Source organism: Nocardioides sp. (genome assembly GCF_030019515.1).
In the GTDB taxonomy this organism is placed as follows: Bacteria; Actinomycetota; Actinomycetes; order Propionibacteriales; family Nocardioidaceae; genus Nocardioides.
Window position 1 is genome coordinate 131,365 of sequence record NZ_JASEEQ010000012.1, and the last position, 19,284, is coordinate 150,648.

A 19,284-nucleotide genomic window follows, 5' to 3' on the forward strand; every position below is an offset into this window, starting at 1 on the left:
CACTCACCCCGAGGAGGCGGCCTGTGCCTGTCGAGTCCGATGGTCACAGCCGGGGTAACCCCCGGATGTACGAGCTGATCGCCAACGCGCCCAAGACCGGCAAGAGCCCGACCGTGTGGGCCTTCCCCGAGTTCGTCGAGTTCCTCAAGGTCGCCGGGCAGCCGGTGCAGGGGCCGTGGCCGCCGCACCAGCACCCGCGCCCCGACCCCACGGACGTCGAGTCGCTGCCGGTCGCGATCCCGGACCCGACGGCGCCGCAGCACCGACAGGAGGGGGACTGATGTACCCCTCCCGGTTCCGGTACGAGGCGCCGCGCACGATCGACGAGGCGATCCAGCTCCTCCACGAGGGCGGCGCGGAGGCCAAGGTCCTGGCCGGCGGCCAAAGCCTGGTCCCGCTGATGAAGCTGCGCTTCGCGGCGCCCGAGCTGCTCGTCGACATCAACAACCTGCCCGGCCTCGACCACCTGGACGTCGCAGCCGACGGGGGCATCCGGGTCGGCGCGCTGTGCCGGCACCGCGACCTCGAGCGGTCGCTCGACGTCGCGCAGGCCCAGCCGGTGATGGCCGCCGCCGCTCCGCTGATCGCCGATCCGGTCGTACGCACCCGCGGCACCCTGGTCGGCTCGCTGTGCCACGCGGATCCCCAAGGTGACTGGGCCGCGGTGGTCACCGCCCTCGGCGGTCACGTCGTCGCGCAGGGCCCGGGCGGTCGGCGGGACATCGCGATCACCGACTTCGTGACCGGGCCGTTCCAGAACGTCCTCGCGTACGACGAGGTCGCGGTCGAGGCCGTCCTCCCGCCGCCCCGCGCCCGGGTCGCCGGCGGCTTCCTCAAGCTCGAGCGCCGGGTCGGCGACTTCGCCACCGCCGGGACCGCCGTCGCGCTGGAGATCGACGGCGATCGGGTCGTCCGGGCCGGTATCGCCCTCACCGGGGTCGGCAGCCGCACCGTCGACGCCCGCGCCGCCGCCGACTCGCTCGTCGGGCAGGGCCTGACGGGCGAGGCGATCATGCGGGCCGCCGACCTCGCGGCCGAGGCGGCGCAGCCGACGTCCGACCACCGCGGCAGCGCGGCGTACAAGCGGCACGTCATCCACACGTTCGTGACCCGGATCCTGACCCGGGTGTCCCAGACCAGCGAGGCGGCAGCATGACGAGCCTGTACGAAGAGATCCCCCAGGCCGCAGCCGAGGACGTGCCGGTACGCCGGATCACGGTCAGCGTCAACGGCCAGCGGCGTACCGCAGACGTCGAGCCGCGGCTGCTGCTCGCGCACCTGCTTCGCCAGGGGTTCAAGCTCACCGGCACCCACACCGGCTGCGACACCACGAACTGCGGCGCCTGCACCGTGCTGGTCGACGGGCTGCCGGCGAAGAGCTGCACGATGCTCGCGGTGCAGGCCGACGGCCACGAGGTGACCACGGTCGAGGGGCTGGCCGGACCGAGCGAGCTGCACCCGCTGCAGGAGGGCTTCAAGGACGAGCACGGCCTGCAGTGCGGCTTCTGCACCCCGGGCATGATGCTGGCCGCGAAGGCGCTGCTCGAGGAGAACCCCGACCCGACCGAGGACGAGGTGCGGTTCGCGCTGTCTGGCAACCTGTGCCGTTGCACCGGCTACCAGAACATCGTGAAGTCGGTGCTCTGGGCCGCCCAGAAGATGAACACCGCGAAGACGCAGGGCGGTGAGAGCGAGTGACCGCCACCGAGCCCGCACCGACGACCAGCCGGGCCCTGGACGAGATCAAGATCGGCGGGATGGGCGCGAGCCGCAAGCGCGTCGAGGACAACCGCTTCCTCCGCGGCCGGGGCCACTACGTCGACGACGTGGTGCTGCCCGGAATGCTGCACATGGAGATCCTGCGCAGCCCCGTCGCGCACGCCAGGATCGTCTCCATCGACGCCAGCAGGGCGTGGGACATCCCCGGCGTACGCCTGGTGCTCACCGGCGAGATGATGGCGACCCGCAACCTGGCCTGGATGCCGACGCTGAGCTACGACACGCAGGCCGTGCTGGCCACCGACAAGGTGCGCTTCCAGGGCCAGGAGGTCGCCTGCGTGATCGCCGACGACCCGTACATCGCCAAGGACGCCTGCGAGGCGATCGAGGTCGAGTACGAGCAGCTGCCGGTGATCGTGAACCCGACCCAGGCGACGGCCCCCGACGCCCCGATCATCCGGGACGACAAGGAGGGCCAGGCCGACAACGTCATCTTCGACTGGGAGGTCGGCGACCGGGCCGGCACCGACCGTGCGTTCGCGGAGGCCGACCACGTCTCGACGATCCGGATGCACTACCCGCGCTCGCACCCGTCGCCGCTGGAGTGCTGCGGATCGGTCGCCGACTTCGACCGCGCCACCGGCAAGCTGACCGTCTACATGACCACCCAGGCGCCGCACATCGTGCGGGCCGCGGTCGCGCTGATCGCCGAGCTCCCCGAGCACTTGATCCGGATCGTCTCGCCGGACCTCGGCGGCGGCTTCGGCAACAAGGTGCCGGTCTACCCGGGCTACGTGATGTCGATCCTCGCGTCGATCCTGCTGGAGCGGCCGGTCAAGTGGATCGAGGACCGCAGCGGCAACCTGATCTCCACCGGGTTCGGCCGCGACGTCTACCTCGAGGGTGAGATGGCGCTGCGCCGCGACGGCAAGATCCTCGCCGTCCGGATGCACACCGACTCCGACCACGGCGCGTTCTTCGGCGACGCCCAGCCGAGCAAGTTCAAGATCGGCCTGCTGCACTCGACGTTCTCCTGCTACGACATCCCGACCGCGCACCTGACCGCGCGCGGCGTCTACACGAACAAGGCGCCGGGCGGCGTCGCGTACCGGTGCTCGTTCCGCGTCACCGAGGCGATGTTCTTCCAGGAGCGGATGATGCAGGCGGCCGCCGACGAGCTGGGCATCGACCAGGCGGAGTTCCGCCGGATGAACTTCGTCCGCGACGACGACTTCCCGCACCGCACCCCGTTCGGCTTCCTCACCGACTCCGGCCAGTACGCCAAGTGCCTCCAGGTCGGCCTCGACGCGATCGACTACGAGGGCTTCCGGCGCGAGCAGGCCGAGGCCGCGAAGCAGGGGCGGCTGCTCGGGATCGGCATCTCCTGCATGACCGAGCCGCTCGGCGCCGGCAACAGCCGCGAGTACGACATCCTCGGCATCAAGATGTTCGACTCCGCCGAGCTGCGGGTCCACATGACCGGCAAGGCGATCCTGCGCACCGGCGCGAAGTCCCAGGGCCAGGGCCACGAGACCACGTGGGCGCAGATCGTCGCGCACGAGCTGGGCATCCCGGCCGAGGACATCGTCGTCGAGGAGGGCGACACCGACACCGCGCCGTTCGGCATGGGCACCTACGCCTCGCGCAGCACGCCGGTCGCCGGCGCGGCGGTCGCGATGGTGTCGCGCAAGATCCGGGCCAAGGCGCGCAAGCTCGCCGCCCACCTGCTCGAGGTGTCCGAGGAGGACGTCGAGTGGGAGCTCGGCCGGTTCTACGTCCGGTCCGCGCCGGACCGTGGCGTCACGATCCAGGAGTGCGCGATGGCGGCGTACTCCAACATGCCCGACGGCCTCGAGCCCGGGCTGGAGGCCAACGCCTACTACGACCCGCCCAACCTGACCTGGCCGTTCGGCTGCTACATCGTCACGGTCGAGGTCGACCCGATGACGGGCGTGTGGGACGTGCTCCGCGTGGTGGCCGTCGACGACTGCGGGGTGCGCATCAACCCGATGATCGTCGAGGGCCAGATCATGGGCGGCCTCACCGAGGCGTACGCCATGTCGTCCATGCAGTTCATCACCTTCGACGCCGACGGCAACTGCATCGGCTCGAACTTCATGGACTACCTGCTCCCGACCGCGTGGGAGACGCCCGGCTACGAGCTGCACGAGGTCGTCACGCCGTGCCCGCACCACCCGATCGGCGCCAAGGGCATCGGCGAGTGCGCGACGGTCGGCGGCCCGGCGGCGTTCGTCAACGCCGTCATGGACGCGGTCAAGCAGTACGGCGTGCGGAACGTCGACATGCCGCTGCTGCCCGACCGCGTCTACGAGGCGATCACCCAGCGCCACGACGTGTCCGGCGCTCCTCCGATCAGGACCGACGCATGAACGAGCCCGACATCTCCGCCGACCTCGGAGGCCAGGAGTACGCCGTCGCCACGGTCGTCTGGCGGCAGGCGCCGTCGTCCGGCCAGATCGGGTCGCGCGCCTACGTCACCGCCGACGGCCAGGTGCACGGCTGGATCGGTGGGGCGTGCGCCGAGCCGACCGTCATCCGCGAGGCGCAGCGGGTGATCCGCGAGGGCGAGCCGCGGCTGCTGTACCTCGGCGCGAGTGACGAGCTGGTGCTGCCCGAGGGGATGACCGCGATCCCGATGTCCTGCCAGAGCGAGGGTGCGTTGCAGATCTACATCGAGCCCGTCCACCCGCCCGTGCACCTGGTCGTCGTCGGCCGCTCGCCGATGGCCCAGACGCTGGCGCAGCTGGCCCGGGCCCTCGGCTGGCGGACCGAGCTCATCGACGGCTCGGACTTCGTCGGTGCCGAGGTCGACCAGCGCTCGGTCGTCGTGGTCGCCACCCAGGGGCACGGCGACGAGGACGTGGTCCGTCACGCGGCCTCGGCGATGCCGGCGTACCTCGGCCTGGTCGCCTCGCACAAGCGCGGGGAGGCGGTGCTGGGCTACCTCGGCGAGCGCGGCGTCCCGCAGCACCTGCTGGAGCGGGTGCGCACTCCGGTCGGCCTCGACCTCGGCCGCACCACCCACCAGGAGATCGCGGTGTCGATCCTCGCCGAGCTGGTCCAGGTGCGCGCTGCCGGAGGCTTCGCCGTCGAGCCGGTACGCCGGGCGCTCCCCCTGCTCACCGTGGCGGACGTGGTCGACCCGGTGTGCGGGATGACCGTGCCGGCCGACGCCGCGCACTTCCCGGCCGAGGTCGACGGCACGACCTACCACTTCTGCTGCGTCGGCTGCCGCGACGCGTTCCTCGCGAAGGCGGAGGCCTGACATGCTGCTGCGCAACGACTTCGAGGTCGGCCAGCCGATCGAGAAGGTGTGGGCGTTCTTCGGCGACGTGCCGCAGGTCGCCGCCTGCCTGCCCGGGGCCGAGCTCACCGAGGACCTCGGTGACGACACGTACGGCGGCGGCGTCGGGGTCCGGATGGGCCCGGTGAAGCTCGAGTTCGACGGCAAGGCGCGCATCGTCGAGCGTCACGACGCCGCGAAGCGGATGGTCATCGACGCGTCCGGCGCCGACAAGAAGGGCCGTGGCCAGGCGTCGATGACGGTGACCGCCGTGCTCACCTCCGAGGGGCGCGGCACCAAGGTGTATCTCGAGCAGGACCTCCAGCTCTCCGGCGCCGCGGCGCAGTACGGCCGCGGCATGATCTCGGACGTCACGGCCGTGCTGATGGGCCAGTTCGCGGCCAACGCGCAGCAGCGCATCGACGCGCTGGAGCGTGGCGAGACCGTGGCCGCGACGGCGAAGCCCGCCAGCGGGTTCGCGATCGGGCTGCAGGCCGCCCGGATGGCGCTGATGCGCGTCTTCCGCCGCTTCTTCCTCCCCTACCGACCCGAGCTGAGGAGCCGCTGATGCTGTGGTGGATCGGCAACATCGTCCTGCTGGTCGCGGTCGTGCCCGTGCTGGTGGCGCTGCTCAACCGCGTCCTCGCCGCGCTCGAGCGGATCCGGGGCGCGGCCGACGACATCCTCGCGGGGGGCGGCGCGCTCGCCGCCGACCTCGAGGAGGTCCCCGAGACGCTGGCGACCACCGGCGCGACCGTCGCGGCGGTCTCGCAGGGTGCGGTCAGGTACGCCGGCTCCGTCGCGAAACTGTTGAACTGAGCCTGTTGGGGTGATGTGAGATGCCATTGGTTGCCTGGGTGACGGTCGTCCTCGCCGTCCTGATCATCGCCGCCGCGGCGCTCGGCCTGATCCGCGTGATCGGCCACCTGATGGCGGTCACGAGGACCCTCGACGGCGTGCTCGCCGGCGTGGGCGTCGTCGCCGACCGGACCGCGACCGTGCCCGCCTCCGTGGCGGCCGTCAACGCCAGCCTGAAGCCGGTCCGCGACTTCTGCGAGGCGGTGTAGCGATGACCGTGATGGCGGAGACCGGATGGACGATCGGCTACACGGTCGGCATCGTCGTCGTACTCGTCGTGGTGGCGCTGGTCGTGCCGATCCTGCTGCTCGCGCACAAGATCGGGAAGCAGGCGGCGGCGATCGATGCCTCGCTGCGACGGTCGGTGACCAACACCGCCGGGCTGGCCGGGCTGAACACCACGATCGAGAGCGCCGGAACCATCGTCGCGGGCCTGAACCGCGGCCGGAAGCGCCTGGGAGGCTGACGGATGAATGGCATGGTCGCGATGCTGACCGACACCCAGGAGAACCTGTGGTGGGGGGCCGTGATCGGGGGCTTCGTCGTCGTCCTCGCGGTCGCGGCGCTGCTGACGATCCTGGTGGTCGAGGTGCGCACCATCGACACCCGGGTCGCGTCGGTGAAGGCGACGCTGCTCGAGGCGGAGACCAACACGAACGACACGGCACTGATCGCCACCACCGCGGCCGGGGTGGACGCGGTGCTCGCGGAGGGTCTCGAGCACCACCTGTTCCTCGGCCGGGTCCTCGGAAAGGTGCGGATGTGACCACGCTCGTCGTTCTCTCCGTCGTCGACATCCTGCTGCTGATCGCGGGGCTCGCGTTCTACCTGTACGTCGTCGGCACCCAGCTGATGCGGATCGCGGTGAACCTCGAGGAGTGCGCCGAGATCGTGCACCGCATCGAGGCGAACGCGCAGCCGATCCTCGGCGGGCTCGAGCACATCAACCGCACCGGCGGCGTGGTCGCCGGCGCGCTGCCGCTGCTGTACGGCATGGCCGAGGGCATCGTCGCCGGCGCGACGTACCAGCCGTCGACGACCGCCCGCCCGCCCGCCGCACCCGCGTCGGGCCACCGACGGTCGCGGCTGCACGACACCGTCGGCTACGAGCCGGTCGGGGGCTGACGCCCGCGGCGGGCGGTGACCTGCCCGCCTTCCCCGGTCAGGATCCGGGGGAGGAGTCGCCGCCGCCCGGGGAGCGCCGCGTCGTGAGGGGACCGGTGGTCGGCGCCCGGTACGTGCCGATCCACTCCTCGCGCCAGGTGGCGTCGAACTGCCGGTCGTTGCACTGCGGCCGGTAGATCGACACCAGCTCCTCGGCGAGCTGGGCCCGGTGCCCGGGCAAGCCGCCCGGGATCTCGTACGTCGCGACGTGCACGCCGAACCGCCCGCCTGCGCGCTCCACCCAGCACGGCGCCGCCGGGTGGCGGAACGGGAATCCCTCCGCGGACAGGTCCTCGCTGTGCCCGACGTAGATGACGGCGTACTGCTCCCTGCCGGTGTCGGGCCGGTAGAGGACCGCGTAGACCGCGGCGACCGCGGGCGGCGCCCAGCCCGCCAGCACCCGCGGGCCGTCGAACGGGTAGCCGGCCAGTGAGCCGAGCCTGATCATGACGCAGTCACGCCAGGCTCCTGGCGAACTCCTCGAGGTCCGCCAGGCTGCGGGCGGTCAGGATGTCGTCGACGTACGGCGCAGCGACCGCCATGCCGAGCGAGGCCGGCTCGGTGCCGTGCGGGTTGAGCCAGACCACCCGGTGGGCGAGCCGGGAGAGCCGCTGCATCGCGGACTCCAGCAGCGCCGGGTCGCCGCGGTCCAGGCCGTCGGAGCAGATCACCACGATCCCGCCGCGGCCGGTGCCACGCCGCCCGAAGTCGCGGACGAACGCGTCGAGGGACGCGCCGATCCGGGTGCCGCCCTCCCAGTCGACGACCGCGCGGGCAGCGCGGTCGAGCGCCTGGTCGGGCCGGCGGTGCTCGAGCTCGCGGGTGATCCGCGTGAGCCGGGTGCCGAAGCAGAACACCTCGACCCTGCTGGTGGCGCGTGAGGTGACGTGGGCGTACTGCAGCAGCGCCCGCGAGTGGTCCGCCATCGACCCGGACACATCGAGCACCAGCACCAGCGGCCGCGGCCGCTCCCGCCGCCGGCGCCAACGCAGCGTGGCCGGGTCACCGTGGGTGCGCATCGCCTCCCGGACCGTGCGCCGCAGGTCGGGTCGCGGCCCGGTCGCCGCGGGCGCAGTGCGCCGCGAGCGGCGGCGGGGCGGGGTCAGCCGCACGGTGCGCATGATGCGGCGCAGCGCGACCAGCTCCTCCGGCGTACAGGACGCGAACGCCTTGTGCTTCAGCGCGGACACGTCCGAGGCCATCAGCCCGAGGATCGCCTCCTCGTCCTCCCGCTCCTCACCGCGCTTCTCGGTCTCGGGCAGCTGGAGCGCACTGCGTGCCTCCTCGCGCTGCGGGACCGTGAACGGCCGGGCCTCGTCGGGCTGGGGCGCCGGGTGGTCGAGGAAGTAGCGCAGGAACGTCTCGTGGTACGTCGGGATCTGCTCGCGGCGGCTCACCAGCGACGCCCGGCCGCCCCAGTACAGGTCCATCAGGTCGGTCGGGTCGAGCGGCTCCATCGCGGCGCAGAACGTCACCACGTCGCCGGTCCCCACCGGCAGCCCGGCGGCCCGGAGCTCGCGGCCGAAGCCGACGAGGGTCTCGACGAACGCTCCCCCCGAGTCCGGGTCAGCCACCGGGGGCCAGCTCGTGGACGTGGCGACGCACGACGTCGAGGTCGTCGCGCTCCTTCACCACCGCGCCCAGGGTGTCCTCGATGGTCTGCGAGTCGAGGTCGTCTGCGCCGACCACCTCCAGCGTCCGCACCCAGTCGATGGTCTCCGCGACGCCGGGCGCCTTCGCCAGGTCGAGCTGGCGCAGCCGCTGCACGGCGGCGACCACCTTGCGGGCCAGCGACTCGGCGACGCCGGGGACCCGCACCAGCACGATCTCCAGCTCGCGCTCGGCGTCGGGGTAGTCGACCCAGTGGTAGAGACAGCGCCGCTTCAGCGCGTCGTGCAGCTCGCGAGTCCGGTTCGAGGTGAGCACGACGAGCGGCGGCCGCTCGGCCACGATCGTCCCGATCTCGGGGATGGTGATCTGGAAGTCCGACAGCAGCTCGAGCAGGAACGCCTCGAACTCGTCGTCCGCGCGGTCCACCTCGTCGACCAGCAGGACGGCGCCGTCGCCCGCGCGCACGGCGTCGAGCAGCGGCCGTTCCAGCAGGAACTTCGGCCCGAACAGTGCGTCCACCGCGGCCTCGTCGTCGAGGCTCCGCTCGGACAGCGCCCGGATCTGGAGGAGCTGGCGGGCGTAGTCCCACTCGTACAGCGCCTGGTTGGTGTCGATCCCCTCGTAGCACTGGAGCCGGATCAGGCGCCGGCCGAGCACCCGGGACAGCGCCTTGGCGATCTCGGTCTTGCCGGTGCCGACCTCGCCCTCGAGGAGCAGCGGGCGGTCGAGCGAGAGGGCGACGTACGTCGCCGTGGACAGGCCACGATCGGCGAGGTACCCGTCACCGCGGAGCGCGTCGGTCAGCTCGGCGACGCCCCCCGGTTTGCTCATGCACGTACTCGCTTCGCTCCGTGCGCGCATGAGGCACATCCGGCGCTGTGTTGAACGATGAGCTCGCTGCGCTCGCTCATGCACGTACTCGCTTCGCTCCGTGCGCGCATGAGGCACGTCCGGCGCTGTGTTGAACGATGAGCTCGCTGCGCCCGCTCATGCGTCGCGGCCGAGCACCAGGTCGCGGATCGTCTCGCCGGTGCCGAGCTTGCCCTCACGGGCCAGCCGGTCGCGCCACGCCTCACGCAGGTCCGTGCCGGGCTCGGCGAAGCCGTCGAAGGTCATGCCCTGCGTGCGCTTGCAGACCTTCGCCGGGGCGGCGTGCTCGAGCTCGACGGCGGCCTGGGTCGCCTCGTCGACGTCCCAGAGCGCCCGCAGCACCTCGGTCGGCTCGGCCATGTCCCCCACTGTAGGTCGGGGCGCCGTCCTCGGCGAGGGCCGATTAAGCGAACCCTGAGGTGCGCGTCGACCCCGGCCGGGCGGCCGCTGCCGCGGCCGTGCGTGGCCGGCTCGCCTCGCGGTGTGACCGCGACCTTCGGGTGGGAGCTCGGCCCGGGCTCCTCAGGGCGCGACGGTGAGACCTCCCGCGTCCCCGCGGTCCAGGGCGCGCGCGATCACCATCCGCTGGATCTGGTTGGTGCCCTCGAAGATCTGCATCACCTTCGCCTCGCGCATGTAGCGCTCGACGGGGAAGTCGCGCGTGTAGCCGTAGCCGCCGAGCACCTGGACGGCGTCGGTGGTCACCCGCATCGCGTTGTCGGTCGCCACCAGCTTGGCGATCGAGGCCTCGCGCCCGTAGGGCAGGCCGGCGTCCTTGAGCCGCGCCGCGTGCAGGGTGGTGGCGCGGGCCGACTGCACCGCCGCCTCCATGTCGGCCAGCACGAAGGCCAGGCCCTGGTGGTCGATGATCCGCCGGCCGAAGGTCTCGCGCTCCTGGGCGTAGGCGACGGCCCGGTCCAGCGCGCCCTGAGCGAGCCCGGTCGCGACCGCGGCGATGCCGAGCCGGCCCGCGTCCAGCCCGGCCAGCGCGATCTTGAGGCCGTCGCCCTCCGCGCCCAGGAGCCGCTCGGCCGGCACCCGGACGTCGTCGAAGCGCATCGTCGCGGTCGCCGACCCGGTCAGGCCCATCTTGTGCTCCGGCGGGTCGGCGGACAGCCCGGCGGTGTCGGCCGGCACCAGGAAGCAGGAGATGTCACCCCGCGCGTCGCCGGTACGCGCCATCACCTTGTAGAAGTCGGCGTACCCGCCGTGGGTGGTCCACGCCTTGGCGCCGTTGAGGACGTACTCGTCGCCGTCGCGGCGGGCCCGGGTCCGCATCGCGGCGGGGTCGGAGCCGGCGTGCGGCTCCGAGAGGCAGTAGGCCCCGAGCAGCTCGCCACCGAGCATCGCGGGCAGCCACTCGGCCTGCTGGGCCGGGGTGCCGACGGTCGCGAGGCCGAAGCAGCTCAGGGCGTGCACCGAGATGCCCACCCCGATGCTCGCCCAGACCGCCGCGACCTCCTCGAGGACCTGGAGGTAGACCTCGTAGGGCTGGCCGCCGCCGCCGTGCTCCTCCGGGTAGGGGAGGCCGAGCAGGCCGGTCCGGCCGAGCATCCCGAACACGTCCCGGGGGAACGTCTCGGTGGCCTCGGCCTCGGCCGAGCGCGGCGCCAGCTCGTCGGCGGCGATCTGGCGGACCAGGGCGATCAGGTCGACGGCCTCGTCGGTGGGCAGCTGGCGCGATGCAGGCATGAGTACCACGTTACGCCGATTGGTACTGATAGCGTCAACGCCGTGCCACCCCCGCGCCATCAGCTCCTCGACGAGCTGATCGAGCTGTTCCTCGCCGAGGGCTTCCTCGAGTTCGGGATCGGGGACCTGGCCGCCCGGCTGCGCTGCTCGCGCACGACGATCTACCGGGTCGCCGAGACCAAGGAGCAGGTCGTGCTGGCGGCGGTGCGCGGCTTCTTCCGGCGGGCCGCCGAGCGGATCGAGGCCCAGGTCGCGGCCGAGGCTGACCCGGGCGCTCGGCTCGCGGTGTACTTGACCGCCGTCGCCGAGGAGCTGGCGCCGGCGTCCGAGCGGTTCTACGTCGACCTCCAGGCGTACGCGCCCGCGGCGGAGATCTACGAGGCGAACACCCGGCTGGCCGCCGAGCGGGTGCAGGACCTGGTGAGCGCCGGCGTCGCGGTGGGCTCGCTGCGCCCGGTCGACGCGTCCTTCGTCGGTGCCGCGGTCGCCCAGGTGATGACCGCCATCCAGGGCGGCCGGATCGCGGCCGCGTCCGGGCTGGTGGACGCGGCGGCGTACCGCGCCCTCGCCGACCTGGTGGTGCACGGTGTGGGCGGTTCCACTCCCTGAGCAGGTCCCGGTGGCGCGCGCTGCCCTGACAGAGTGCAGGCCATGAGCAACCTTCCTGAGTCCCTCGCCGGCAAGACCGTGTCCGTCCTCGGCGGCACCGGCCCACAGGGCCGTGGCCTGGCCCGCCGGTTCGCCGCAGCAGGGCTGCCGGTCGTGATCGGCAGCCGCAGCGCCGAGCGGGCCGCGGCGACCGCGGCCGAGCTCGCCGCGGCCACCGGCGGCGACGTCACCGGCGCCGACAACCCGGGCGCGGCCACGGCGGGCGACCTGGTCGTGGTCGCGGTGCCGTGGGAGGGCCACGGCGAGCTGGTGGCCGGCCTCGCCGCGGAGCTGACGGGGAAGGTCGTCGTCGACTGCGTGAACCCGCTCGGCTTCGACAATCAGGGCGCCTTCGCGCTGGCCGTCGAGGAGGGCTCGGCCGCCCAGCAGGCGCAGGCCCTGCTGCCCGCGAGCACGGTCGTCGGCGCGTTCCACAACGTCAGCGCGGTCAAGCTCGAGGATCCCGAGGTCACCTCCGTCGACACCGACGTGCTCGTGCTCGGCGACGTGCGCGAGGCCACCGACCTGGTCCAGGACCTGTGCGCCACGATCCCCGGGGTGCGTGGGGTGTACGGCGGCCGGCTGCGCAACGCCCACCAGGTCGAGGCACTCACCGCCAACCTGATCAGCGTGAACCGCCGGTATCGGTCGCACGCGGGGGTCCGGGTCACCGACCTCTGACTTCCGCCTCACCTGTGCCAAAGATCACGCCGTCCATGAGTGTGCAGGCCGCAATATTGTTCGCCATTTCTTGATTGGACGGGTAATCTTTCTGTAGCACGCCTCCAGATCCACTTCACGTCGCGACCGCCGCACGTTCCTCGTGCCGCGGTCGCGTCGTACGTTCGCGCGCCCGCGCTGAAAGCCAGAGAAAGCTGTGAACCTGACCCTCGCCACCCTCGTCGGCCTGGCCGGCACCCTGCTCGCCGCCGGCTACACCGTCCCGCAGTTCCGCAAGCTGCGACGGATGACCACGGCGGCCGGGGTGAGTGTCGCGGCGCTCGCGAGCTCGACGATCAGCGGGGTCGCGTGGACGGTCTTCGGCGTGCTCGAGCGCGACCTGTGGGTCGCGCTGCCCGCGGCCGTCGCGGTGCCCGCGACCGCGGGCGCGGTGGTGCTCGCCTGGCTGCGGGGCGGGTCGCGCGCGCGACTGTGGCTGCCCGCGGTGTGGGCGGCGACGGTGTCCCTGGCCGGCCTCTCGGCGCTCTGGGTCGGCCCGGCGCCGGCGACGGTCGTGCTCGGGTTCTCGGTGGCCCTGCTGGTGACGCCCGCCGCGCTCACCGCGTGGCGCAGCCCGGACGTCTCGGCGATCGCGGCCTCCGCGTGGGCGCTGATGATCCTGGACGCGTTGCTCGCCGGCGCGTACGGCGTCCTGGCCGACGTGGACGCGAACCTGATCTACGCGGCGGTCGCCACCCTCGGCTCGCTGGCCGTGCTGCTGCGCATCTCCATCCCGCCGCACCTGCACGCCCGGCTGGTCCCGCTGTCCACCGTGGACGCCGACGTGGTGCTCGAGGACCTCAGCCTGGTCGCCTGACGGGGTCGGAGCCGAAGAGGCCCTCGAGGACGGGGCGTACACCGCCGCGGGAGTCGACCCAGCCGACCTCGGGCTCGAGCCGGCGGACGACGCGCGCCGGGTTGCCGGCCACCACCGCGAAGTCCTCGACCTCGCCGCGGACCACGGCGCCCGCGGCCACCACGACGTTGCGGCCGATTCGCGCGCCGGGCAGGATCACCGCGCCGTGGCCGATCCACGACCCGGACCCGATGGAGACCGGCTGGTGCGCGCCGAACTGCTCGCCGATCGGCCGGGTCGGGTCCTGGTAGCCGTGGCTGGCGTCGGTGACGAACACGCTCTGCCCGAAGAACACCGACTCGCCGATCGTGATCGAGGCGTGCGCGGTGATGCTCACCCGCGCGCCCAGGATCGAGCGGTCGCCGATCACCAGCGCGCGGTCGGGGATGTGGGGGTCGTCCTCGCCGTACCCGGCGGAGAGCGTCGCCTGGCGGCCGACGAGCACGCCGGACCCGAGGTGGATCGAGCGGCGGTTCAGCAGCGTGGCGGGCGGGAAGTCGATGCAGCTGTCGGCGCCGAAGCTGCCGAACGCGGCCGCGGCGCGGGTGCCGGGCACGATCTCGCCGGCCCGGTCCAGCCATCGCCAGACCGCATGGACGCCCCGGTTGAGGACGCCGTGGGTGAGAGCGCGCGCGAGGGGATTCACGGGCGAGACGCTAGTGGGTGGGACGCGCGGCGGGCGTTCGTGTCAGAGTTCTGGCCATGAAGGCGGTCGTGCGCCGGGTCGCGGTGGAGGTCCTCGGCTGGGTCCTGGTGGTCGCGGGCGTCGCCGCCCTGGTCCTCCCCGGGCCCGGCCTGTTGATGATCTTCGCGGGCCTGGTGGTGCTCTCCCAGGAGTACGAGTGGGCCGAGCGCCGCCTCGAGCCGGTCAAGATCCGGGCCCTCCGCGGCGCCGCCGAGGGTGTGGAGAACCGGCGCCGGATCGCGTTCTCCACCACGATCGCCGTCGGCCTGATCGGGTGCGGCGCGCTGTGGATCTGGGGGCCGGCCGCTCCCGGCTGGTGGCCGCTGGGGGAGCAGTGGTGGCTGCCCGGCGGCGCGGCGACCGGTGTCACCCAGGTCGCCTCGGGGCTGATCGCGATCGGGCTGATCGTGTACAGCTACCGCCGGTTCAGGATCCGCGGCGAGCCGGTGCCCGAGCTGTCGGACCGCAGGGACGACGAGGCCGACAGGGACGACGAGGCCGGCACGGCCGACAGGGACGCCGGGAACTGACGGTCGGCGGCGAACGCCGCGCCGAGGGTCCGGCTCAGCGCGCGGAGCGCGTCGGTGCGCAGGCGCGCGACCTCGCGCTCGTCGAGCCCCAGGTCGGTGGCCAGGTCGGCGACCTCCCGCTGCCGCAGGAAGTAGCCCTCGACCACCGTGCGACGGTCCTCGGGTAGCACCGCCAGCGCATCGCGCAGCCGGTCGGCCCGGACCGGGTCGGCGGGGGTGAGCGGCTGTCGGCCGCGCGCGTGCCAGTCGATGGACCGGAGCGTGTCGACCAGCGCTCCGCGGATCCGCGCCGCGGCGTAGCGCTGGAAGCCCCCGTCGTGGACGGGGTCGTGCTCGCGGCTCGCCGCGGCGAGCGCGGCGCGTCCGGCGGACCTCAGCTCCTCACGGGTGACCGACCCGGGCACCCGCTGCATCGTCTCGCTGACCAGGTGCTCGACCAGCGGCTCGTGCTGCCCTTCCCCGGCGCTTCCGCCCGAGGACCCCCCCACGGAGCTCTTCATGCGGTCAACTTAGAGGGACAACGGCCTATTGTCACGGGATGAACCGGAATTAATACGAACCGGTCCGGACCGGTCCGGACCCGGTCAGTCTGCGGCGCGTCAGCCGGCCGGGAGGGTGACCGTGAAGGTGGTCCCCTCGCCCGGGCGGGAGCGCACCCGCACCTCGCCGGCGTGACGGTCGACGATGGTGGCCACGATCGTCAGGCCCAGCCCGGTGCCGGGCTCGCGGAGCGCGTCGGGGTTCGTAGTGCGGAAGAACGGCCGGAACAGGCCGACCTGGTCCTCCTCCGAGATGCCCATCCCGTCGTCGGCGACCGCCAGGACGGCGTCATCCCCCCGGCGCTCCACCGCGACGGTGACGGTCCCGCCCGACGGCGTGTACTTGACCGCGTTGCTGACCAGGTTGGTCAGCAGCCGGTCGAGCTCGGCCGGGTCGCCCGGGACCAGGAGAGGGTCGGGCGCGCACTGCAGGCGCAGGTCCAGCCCCTTCGCGAGCGCGGACGAGGCCAGCAGGTCGACGGTCGTGCGGGACACCGCGTGGAGGTCGACGGGCACCCGCACGAGCGGGTGCTGCGGGTCGCTCACCCGGGCCAGGAGCAGCAGGTCGTCGACCACCTTCTGCATCCGGGTGGAGCCGCGGGTCATCGCCACCTGGTAGTGCCGCGCCGCCTCGTCGAGGTCGAGGTCGCCGAGCAGCTCCAGGTTGCCGGAGATCACGGTGAGCGGGGTGCGCAGCTCGTGGGAGAGCGTGGCGATCAGCTGGCTGCGGTAGTCATCGAGCTGCTGCAGCTCGCGCACCAGGCCGCGCTCGCGCTCCAGCGCGAGCACGGTCATCAGCGCGGCGCCGAGGTCGTAGCCGATCTGCAGGGCCGACCCGATCTCGACCGACGACCAGGGCGGGTCCTGGGCGCGCCGCGAGAGCACCAGGAACCCGAGGCACTCGGCACCGGCGCCCAGCGGGACCGCCATCGCGGAGGCCAGGCCGAGCTCGGCGATCTGGCGGCGCGCCTCCTCGAGGAGCGGCCCCGCGCCGGACTTCGCCGACAGCGACGGCTCGACGCCCTCGGCGACGACGAGCACCTGCTGCGCCTCCCACAGCCGCGGTGCCAGACCGTGCGCCAGGTCGATCATCCGGTCCGAGAGCGTGACCACGTCGCCTTCGTGGGTCCGGGCGTAGCCGACACCGCCGCTCTCGGGATCGAGGACCTGGATCCACGAACCGGCGGCGCCGAAGCCCTCCACCAGCGGCCCGTGAGTGTGGTCGAGCACCGCTTGCAGCGATGCCTGGGCCGGCATCGAGGCCGATCGGATCAGCCGGCGAGCCGCCTCCGAGTGCGCGACCTGCTGCACCAGCTCCTCCCGCTCGAAGGCCGTCACCACGGCACGCTCGGCCTGCGCGGCGTACCTCTCGAGGAGCCGTCGTTGAGCCGGGTCGGGCCGCCGGCCGGAGACCGGCCGGTCCACCGACATCGCGCCGACCAGCCTGCCGTCGTCGTCGGTGAGCAGCCCGACCAGGACATCCATCGGGTGCCAGGCGTCGGGTACGTCGGCCTGCTCCTCGGCGACCACCATCCAGTGCCCCTCGAGGGTGGCGGCGTCGTAGTCCTCGGCGGCAAGGAACCGGAACCGGCCCCAGCTCTCCGCCCGGGCGAGGACCGGGTCCAGGACCGTGACCGGGTCCGAGGCCGAGAGGTAGTCGCGGAACTCCTCGGGGCCGGTGTAGGCCATGGTGGCCAGGTTGCCGTCGAGCACCACCGACAACGCGGCGACCTCGAAGCCGACCATCTCGGCCACCGACTCCACCATCAGCTGGAGCACCGCCCGCGCGGCGGAGTCCGACCAGCCGGCGCGCGTGTCCTCCTGGTGCGCGGTCGCGCCGCCCTCCACCATCGTGCCTGTCCTCCCGCCGAGCCGCCGGCCTCCCGCCGGCTCCCCGCAGTATGCCGGTCGAGACGGCGATGCCCGCCCGGCTGGGCCGGCGGGTCGCGGCCGCCCCGGGGGGTCGGCTGGTCGGGGGCGCCGCCCCTGGGGCTGTTCGGGCAAAGCTGTCACTTCTAGGCCGAAGTTTCGGCCGAACAGTGCAGGTTTCCCCGGGTACCCGGGGAAACCGCCGCGCGGCGCGGCCCGGGTCAGTCCGTACGCCGCAGCCGATCCGCGGAACCCGGGGCGACCCCGGGTCGAGTACCAGGGTCGGGCCCGGGGTGCTCCCCGATGCGCGGACCGGTGCGGCCGCCGCAGGGTTGACCCCATGATCCGTGCCCACGCACTCACCAAGCGCTTCGCCACCGAGAAGGGGCAGAGCCGGGTCGCCGTCGACGGCATCGACTTCGTCGTCGAGCCCGGCCGGGTGACCGGCTTCCTCGGCCCCAACGGCGCCGGCAAGTCCACGACGATGCGGATGATCCTCGGCCTCGACGCCCCGACGTCCGGGACGGTCAGCGTCAACGGGCACCGGTACGCCGCGGCGCCCGCGCCGCTGCGCGAGATCGGCGCCCTCCTCGACGCGCACGCCATCCACCCCGGGCGGTCCGCACGTGACCACCTGAGGTGGATGGCGGCGTCCAACGGCATCCCGACGACCCGGGTCGGGGAGGTCCTCGAGCTGGTCGGCCTGGAGGCCGTGGCCGGCCAGCGGGCCGGCCGCTACTCCCTCGGCATGGGCCAGCGCCTCGGCATCGCCGCCGCCATGCTCGGCGACCCACCCGTCGTCGTGCTCGACGAGCCCGTCAACGGCCTCGACCCAGAGGGCATCCGCTGGGTCCGCACCTTCGCCCGGCAGCTCGCCGACGAGGGCCGGACGGTGTTCATCTCCAGCCACCTGATGTCCGAGATGGCCCTGATGGCCGACCACCTGCTGGTGATCGGGCGCGGCTCGATCCTCGCCGACTGCTCGATGAGCGAGTTCATGAGCGACCACGCCGCGTCGTACGTGCGGGTCAAGGCGCCCGCGCTCGGCGACGTCGGCAACCTGCTCACCGGCCGCGGTCTCGAGGTGAGCCGGGTCGAGGACGAGCTGCGGGTGGTCGGCCTGGACGCGTCGGCCGTCGGGGAGCTGGTGTTCCGGCACGGCCTCGTGCTGCACGAGCTGACCCTGGTGCTGTCCTCCCTCGAGGACGCCTTCATGGCCCTGACCGCCGACAGCGTGGAGTACCACGCCGCCACCGAGCCCACCGCCACCGAGCCCACCGCCACCGAGCGCGCCAGAAGTGGAGCCCGGCGATGACCGCCACCCTGACCGAGTCAGGCTCGCTGGTCGTGGCGCCGGACGCCCGGCGACCGGGCTTCGTCGAGGCGCTGCGCGCGGAGTGGGTCAAGCTGCGCACGGTCCGCTCGACCTGGTGGACGCTGATCGCGGCCTTCGTCCTGGGCGCCGGGCTGACGATCCTGATGTGCTGGGGGAACGCCGACTGGCTGGCCTCGCCCGAGGCCGACGAGTCCCCGGGATCGTTCATCACCTGGGGGATGATGATCGCCCAGATCACCGCCGTCGTCCTGGGCGCCCTCGTGGTCACCACGGAGTACGGCACCGGCATGATCCGCTCGACGTTCGCCGCCGTACCGTCCCGCGGTCGGGTGCTGGCCGCGAAGTCCGTCGTGCTCGTCGCCGTGCTGTTCGTCGTCGGCACCGTGACCGCGCTCGCCGGGTACCTCGGCGGCAACTACTTCCTCGACCGCGAGGGCATCGGGATGGCGCTCGAGGGCGACGTGCTGCGCTCGATGTACGGCTCCGGGCTGTTCCTCGCCGGGATCGGCCTGTTCACCGTCGCCGTCGGCTTCCTGCTGCGGCACACCGCCGGCACCATCTCGGTGGTGCTCGCGCTGATGCTGATCCTCGGCAACATGGTCAACCTGGTGCCGGGGACCTTCGGCGAGTGGCTGACCAAGCTGATGCCGGGCAACGCCGGCTCCGTGGTGGCCACCCCGGTCTCCTTCAACCCCGACCTGCTCGACGCCTGGACCGGGTTCGGGGTCTTCGTCGCGGAGATCGCCGTGCTGCTGGCCGCGGCGTACGTGGTGCTGCGCCGGCGCGACGCGTAGCTTCACGAGCGGGTTCCCAGTTTCATCGGCCGGCCGATGAAACTCGACCCTGGACGATGAAGTTGCATCGTCCAGGCACGAGGTCTGTC

The 19,284-nt window shown here is 72.7% G+C and carries 25 protein-coding genes; 17 read left to right on the forward strand and 8 right to left on the reverse strand.

The genetic code is table 11. From position 1 onward, the window contains the following. Positions 1–23: 23 nt before the first annotated feature. From QMC84_RS16980 to QMC84_RS17030, 11 genes are read left to right on the forward strand one after another with little or no spacing between them, the layout of a single operon-like run. Positions 24–281: a hypothetical protein gene (locus QMC84_RS16980; protein ID WP_300376722.1), complete on the forward strand. Its 258-nt coding sequence runs from the start codon at positions 24–26 to the stop codon at positions 279–281. Next, the gene (locus QMC84_RS16985) at positions 281–1,156 is read left to right on the forward strand and encodes a xanthine dehydrogenase family protein subunit M (protein WP_300376723.1); all 876 of its coding nucleotides are present in this window, start codon (positions 281–283) and stop codon (positions 1,154–1,156) included. The genes QMC84_RS16980 and QMC84_RS16985 overlap by 1 nt, the downstream gene beginning before the upstream one ends. Further along, positions 1,153–1,698: a (2Fe-2S)-binding protein gene (locus QMC84_RS16990; RefSeq protein ID WP_300376724.1), complete on the forward strand. Its 546-nt coding sequence runs from the start codon at positions 1,153–1,155 to the stop codon at positions 1,696–1,698. The genes QMC84_RS16985 and QMC84_RS16990 overlap by 4 nt, the downstream gene beginning before the upstream one ends. Further along, positions 1,695–4,109, forward strand: a complete 2,415-nt coding sequence (locus QMC84_RS16995; protein ID WP_300376725.1) for an aerobic carbon-monoxide dehydrogenase large subunit — start codon at positions 1,695–1,697, stop codon at positions 4,107–4,109. The genes QMC84_RS16990 and QMC84_RS16995 overlap by 4 nt, the downstream gene beginning before the upstream one ends. Next, positions 4,106–5,005, forward strand: coding sequence for an XdhC family protein (locus QMC84_RS17000; RefSeq protein ID WP_300376726.1), 900 nt, complete (start codon positions 4,106–4,108; stop codon positions 5,003–5,005). Before QMC84_RS16995 ends, QMC84_RS17000 begins: the two co-directional genes overlap by 4 nt. Before the next feature lies 1 nt (position 5,006). Further along, positions 5,007–5,591, forward strand: a complete 585-nt coding sequence (locus QMC84_RS17005; protein WP_300376727.1) for an SRPBCC family protein — start codon at positions 5,007–5,009, stop codon at positions 5,589–5,591. After that, complete coding sequence (locus QMC84_RS17010) at positions 5,591–5,842, forward strand: hypothetical protein (RefSeq protein WP_300376728.1); 252 nt, start codon at positions 5,591–5,593, stop codon at positions 5,840–5,842. The genes QMC84_RS17005 and QMC84_RS17010 overlap by 1 nt, the downstream gene beginning before the upstream one ends. Before the next feature lie 38 nt (positions 5,843–5,880). Beyond that, positions 5,881–6,090, forward strand: a complete 210-nt coding sequence (locus QMC84_RS17015) for a hypothetical protein (protein WP_300376729.1) — start codon at positions 5,881–5,883, stop codon at positions 6,088–6,090. A 2-nt stretch (positions 6,091–6,092) separates the two neighbouring features. Beyond that, on the forward strand, positions 6,093–6,347 hold the full coding sequence (locus QMC84_RS17020; RefSeq protein WP_300376730.1) for a hypothetical protein: 255 nt from the start codon (positions 6,093–6,095) through the stop codon (positions 6,345–6,347). 3 nt (positions 6,348–6,350) lie between these two features. Then, positions 6,351–6,647, forward strand: a complete 297-nt coding sequence (locus QMC84_RS17025) for a hypothetical protein (protein WP_300376731.1) — start codon at positions 6,351–6,353, stop codon at positions 6,645–6,647. Beyond that, positions 6,644–7,006, forward strand: coding sequence for a hypothetical protein (locus QMC84_RS17030; RefSeq protein ID WP_300376732.1), 363 nt, complete (start codon positions 6,644–6,646; stop codon positions 7,004–7,006). The genes QMC84_RS17025 and QMC84_RS17030 overlap by 4 nt, the downstream gene beginning before the upstream one ends. A 37-nt stretch (positions 7,007–7,043) precedes the next feature. On the opposite strand, the gene QMC84_RS17035 is transcribed toward QMC84_RS17030, so the two are convergent. The 5 genes from QMC84_RS17035 to QMC84_RS17055 form a co-directional block, all read right to left on the reverse strand. Further along, positions 7,044–7,493 carry a hypothetical protein gene (locus QMC84_RS17035; protein WP_300376733.1) on the reverse strand — a complete coding sequence of 150 codons (450 nt, stop codon included), beginning with the start codon at positions 7,491–7,493 and terminating at the stop codon, positions 7,044–7,046. A gap of 7 nt (positions 7,494–7,500) precedes the next feature. Then, on the reverse strand, positions 7,501–8,619 hold the full coding sequence (locus QMC84_RS17040) for a VWA domain-containing protein (RefSeq protein WP_300376734.1): 1,119 nt from the start codon (positions 8,617–8,619) through the stop codon (positions 7,501–7,503). Continuing rightward, positions 8,612–9,487, reverse strand: coding sequence for a MoxR family ATPase (locus QMC84_RS17045; protein WP_300376735.1), 876 nt, complete (start codon positions 9,485–9,487; stop codon positions 8,612–8,614). The genes QMC84_RS17040 and QMC84_RS17045 overlap by 8 nt, the downstream gene beginning before the upstream one ends. 156 nt (positions 9,488–9,643) lie before the next feature. Next, on the reverse strand, positions 9,644–9,886 hold the full coding sequence (locus QMC84_RS17050; RefSeq protein ID WP_300376736.1) for a hypothetical protein: 243 nt from the start codon (positions 9,884–9,886) through the stop codon (positions 9,644–9,646). Positions 9,887–10,048: 162 nt separating this feature from the next. Continuing rightward, positions 10,049–11,218, reverse strand: coding sequence for an acyl-CoA dehydrogenase family protein (locus QMC84_RS17055; RefSeq protein ID WP_300376737.1), 1,170 nt, complete (start codon positions 11,216–11,218; stop codon positions 10,049–10,051). Positions 11,219–11,260: 42 nt separating this feature from the next. Between QMC84_RS17055 and QMC84_RS17060 the strand changes: the two genes are divergently transcribed. From QMC84_RS17060 to QMC84_RS17070, 3 genes are all read left to right on the forward strand, one after another. After that, the gene (locus QMC84_RS17060) at positions 11,261–11,827 is read left to right on the forward strand and encodes a TetR/AcrR family transcriptional regulator (RefSeq protein ID WP_300376738.1); all 567 of its coding nucleotides are present in this window, start codon (positions 11,261–11,263) and stop codon (positions 11,825–11,827) included. A 42-nt stretch (positions 11,828–11,869) separates the two neighbouring features. Beyond that, positions 11,870–12,547: an NADPH-dependent F420 reductase gene (gene npdG, locus QMC84_RS17065; protein ID WP_300376740.1), complete on the forward strand. Its 678-nt coding sequence runs from the start codon at positions 11,870–11,872 to the stop codon at positions 12,545–12,547. Between the two features lie 196 nt (positions 12,548–12,743). Beyond that, the gene (locus tag QMC84_RS17070) at positions 12,744–13,403 is read left to right on the forward strand and encodes a hypothetical protein (RefSeq protein WP_300376742.1); all 660 of its coding nucleotides are present in this window, start codon (positions 12,744–12,746) and stop codon (positions 13,401–13,403) included. Here the strand turns inward: QMC84_RS17070 and QMC84_RS17075 are convergent. Next, on the reverse strand, positions 13,387–14,088 hold the full coding sequence (locus QMC84_RS17075; RefSeq protein WP_300376744.1) for an acyltransferase: 702 nt from the start codon (positions 14,086–14,088) through the stop codon (positions 13,387–13,389). The two genes, QMC84_RS17070 and QMC84_RS17075, sit on opposite strands and share 17 nt — an antisense overlap. A 56-nt stretch (positions 14,089–14,144) precedes the next feature. Between QMC84_RS17075 and QMC84_RS17080 the strand changes: the two genes are divergently transcribed. Beyond that, entirely contained in the window at positions 14,145–14,657 is a 513-nt protein-coding gene (locus tag QMC84_RS17080) for a PGPGW domain-containing protein (RefSeq protein ID WP_300376746.1), read from the forward strand. On the opposite strand, the gene QMC84_RS17085 is transcribed toward QMC84_RS17080, so the two are convergent. Both QMC84_RS17085 and QMC84_RS17090 read right to left on the reverse strand, forming a co-directional pair. Next, the gene (locus QMC84_RS17085) at positions 14,543–15,157 is read right to left on the reverse strand and encodes a hypothetical protein (protein WP_300376748.1); all 615 of its coding nucleotides are present in this window, start codon (positions 15,155–15,157) and stop codon (positions 14,543–14,545) included. The genes QMC84_RS17080 and QMC84_RS17085 overlap by 115 nt on opposite strands. 99 nt (positions 15,158–15,256) lie before the next feature. Then, positions 15,257–17,047: a GAF domain-containing sensor histidine kinase gene (locus QMC84_RS17090; RefSeq protein ID WP_300376750.1), complete on the reverse strand. Its 1,791-nt coding sequence runs from the start codon at positions 17,045–17,047 to the stop codon at positions 15,257–15,259. 358 nt (positions 17,048–17,405) lie between these two features. Here QMC84_RS17090 and QMC84_RS17095 point away from each other — a divergent pair, with 358 nt between their 5' ends. Together QMC84_RS17095 and QMC84_RS17100 are read left to right on the forward strand one after the other, a co-directional pair. Next, on the forward strand, positions 17,406–18,380 hold the full coding sequence (locus QMC84_RS17095; protein ID WP_300376752.1) for an ATP-binding cassette domain-containing protein: 975 nt from the start codon (positions 17,406–17,408) through the stop codon (positions 18,378–18,380). Beyond that, positions 18,377–19,195 carry an ABC transporter permease subunit gene (locus tag QMC84_RS17100; RefSeq protein ID WP_300376754.1) on the forward strand — a complete coding sequence of 273 codons (819 nt, stop codon included), beginning with the start codon at positions 18,377–18,379 and terminating at the stop codon, positions 19,193–19,195. The genes QMC84_RS17095 and QMC84_RS17100 overlap by 4 nt, the downstream gene beginning before the upstream one ends. The last annotated feature ends 89 nt before the right edge of the window (positions 19,196–19,284 follow it).

Bases quoted from the DNA above. Each gene is read 5' to 3' on its own strand.
- QMC84_RS16985 (WP_300376723.1), top strand. From the start codon at position 281: ATGTACCCCTCCCGGTTCCGGTACGAGGCGCCGCGCACGATCGACGAG.
- QMC84_RS16990 (WP_300376724.1), top strand. From the start codon at position 1,153: ATGACGAGCCTGTACGAAGAGATCCCCCAGGCCGCAGCCGAGGACGTG.
- QMC84_RS17000 (WP_300376726.1), top strand. From the start codon at position 4,106: ATGAACGAGCCCGACATCTCCGCCGACCTCGGAGGCCAGGAGTACGCC.
- QMC84_RS17005 (WP_300376727.1), top strand. From the start codon at position 5,007: ATGCTGCTGCGCAACGACTTCGAGGTCGGCCAGCCGATCGAGAAGGTG.
- QMC84_RS17010 (WP_300376728.1), top strand. From the start codon at position 5,591: ATGCTGTGGTGGATCGGCAACATCGTCCTGCTGGTCGCGGTCGTGCCC.
- QMC84_RS17020 (WP_300376730.1), top strand. From the start codon at position 6,093: ATGACCGTGATGGCGGAGACCGGATGGACGATCGGCTACACGGTCGGC.
- QMC84_RS17025 (WP_300376731.1), top strand. From the start codon at position 6,351: ATGAATGGCATGGTCGCGATGCTGACCGACACCCAGGAGAACCTGTGG.
- QMC84_RS17035 (WP_300376733.1), bottom strand. From the start codon at position 7,493: ATGATCAGGCTCGGCTCACTGGCCGGCTACCCGTTCGACGGCCCGCGG.
- QMC84_RS17045 (WP_300376735.1), bottom strand. From the start codon at position 9,487: ATGAGCAAACCGGGGGGCGTCGCCGAGCTGACCGACGCGCTCCGCGGT.
- QMC84_RS17050 (WP_300376736.1), bottom strand. From the start codon at position 9,886: ATGGCCGAGCCGACCGAGGTGCTGCGGGCGCTCTGGGACGTCGACGAG.
- QMC84_RS17055 (WP_300376737.1), bottom strand. From the start codon at position 11,218: ATGCCTGCATCGCGCCAGCTGCCCACCGACGAGGCCGTCGACCTGATC.
- npdG (WP_300376740.1), top strand. From the start codon at position 11,870: ATGAGCAACCTTCCTGAGTCCCTCGCCGGCAAGACCGTGTCCGTCCTC.
- QMC84_RS17080 (WP_300376746.1), top strand. From the start codon at position 14,145: ATGAAGGCGGTCGTGCGCCGGGTCGCGGTGGAGGTCCTCGGCTGGGTC.
- QMC84_RS17085 (WP_300376748.1), bottom strand. From the start codon at position 15,157: ATGAAGAGCTCCGTGGGGGGGTCCTCGGGCGGAAGCGCCGGGGAAGGG.
- QMC84_RS17090 (WP_300376750.1), bottom strand. From the start codon at position 17,047: ATGGTGGAGGGCGGCGCGACCGCGCACCAGGAGGACACGCGCGCCGGC.
- QMC84_RS17095 (WP_300376752.1), top strand. From the start codon at position 17,406: ATGATCCGTGCCCACGCACTCACCAAGCGCTTCGCCACCGAGAAGGGG.
- QMC84_RS17100 (WP_300376754.1), top strand. From the start codon at position 18,377: ATGACCGCCACCCTGACCGAGTCAGGCTCGCTGGTCGTGGCGCCGGAC.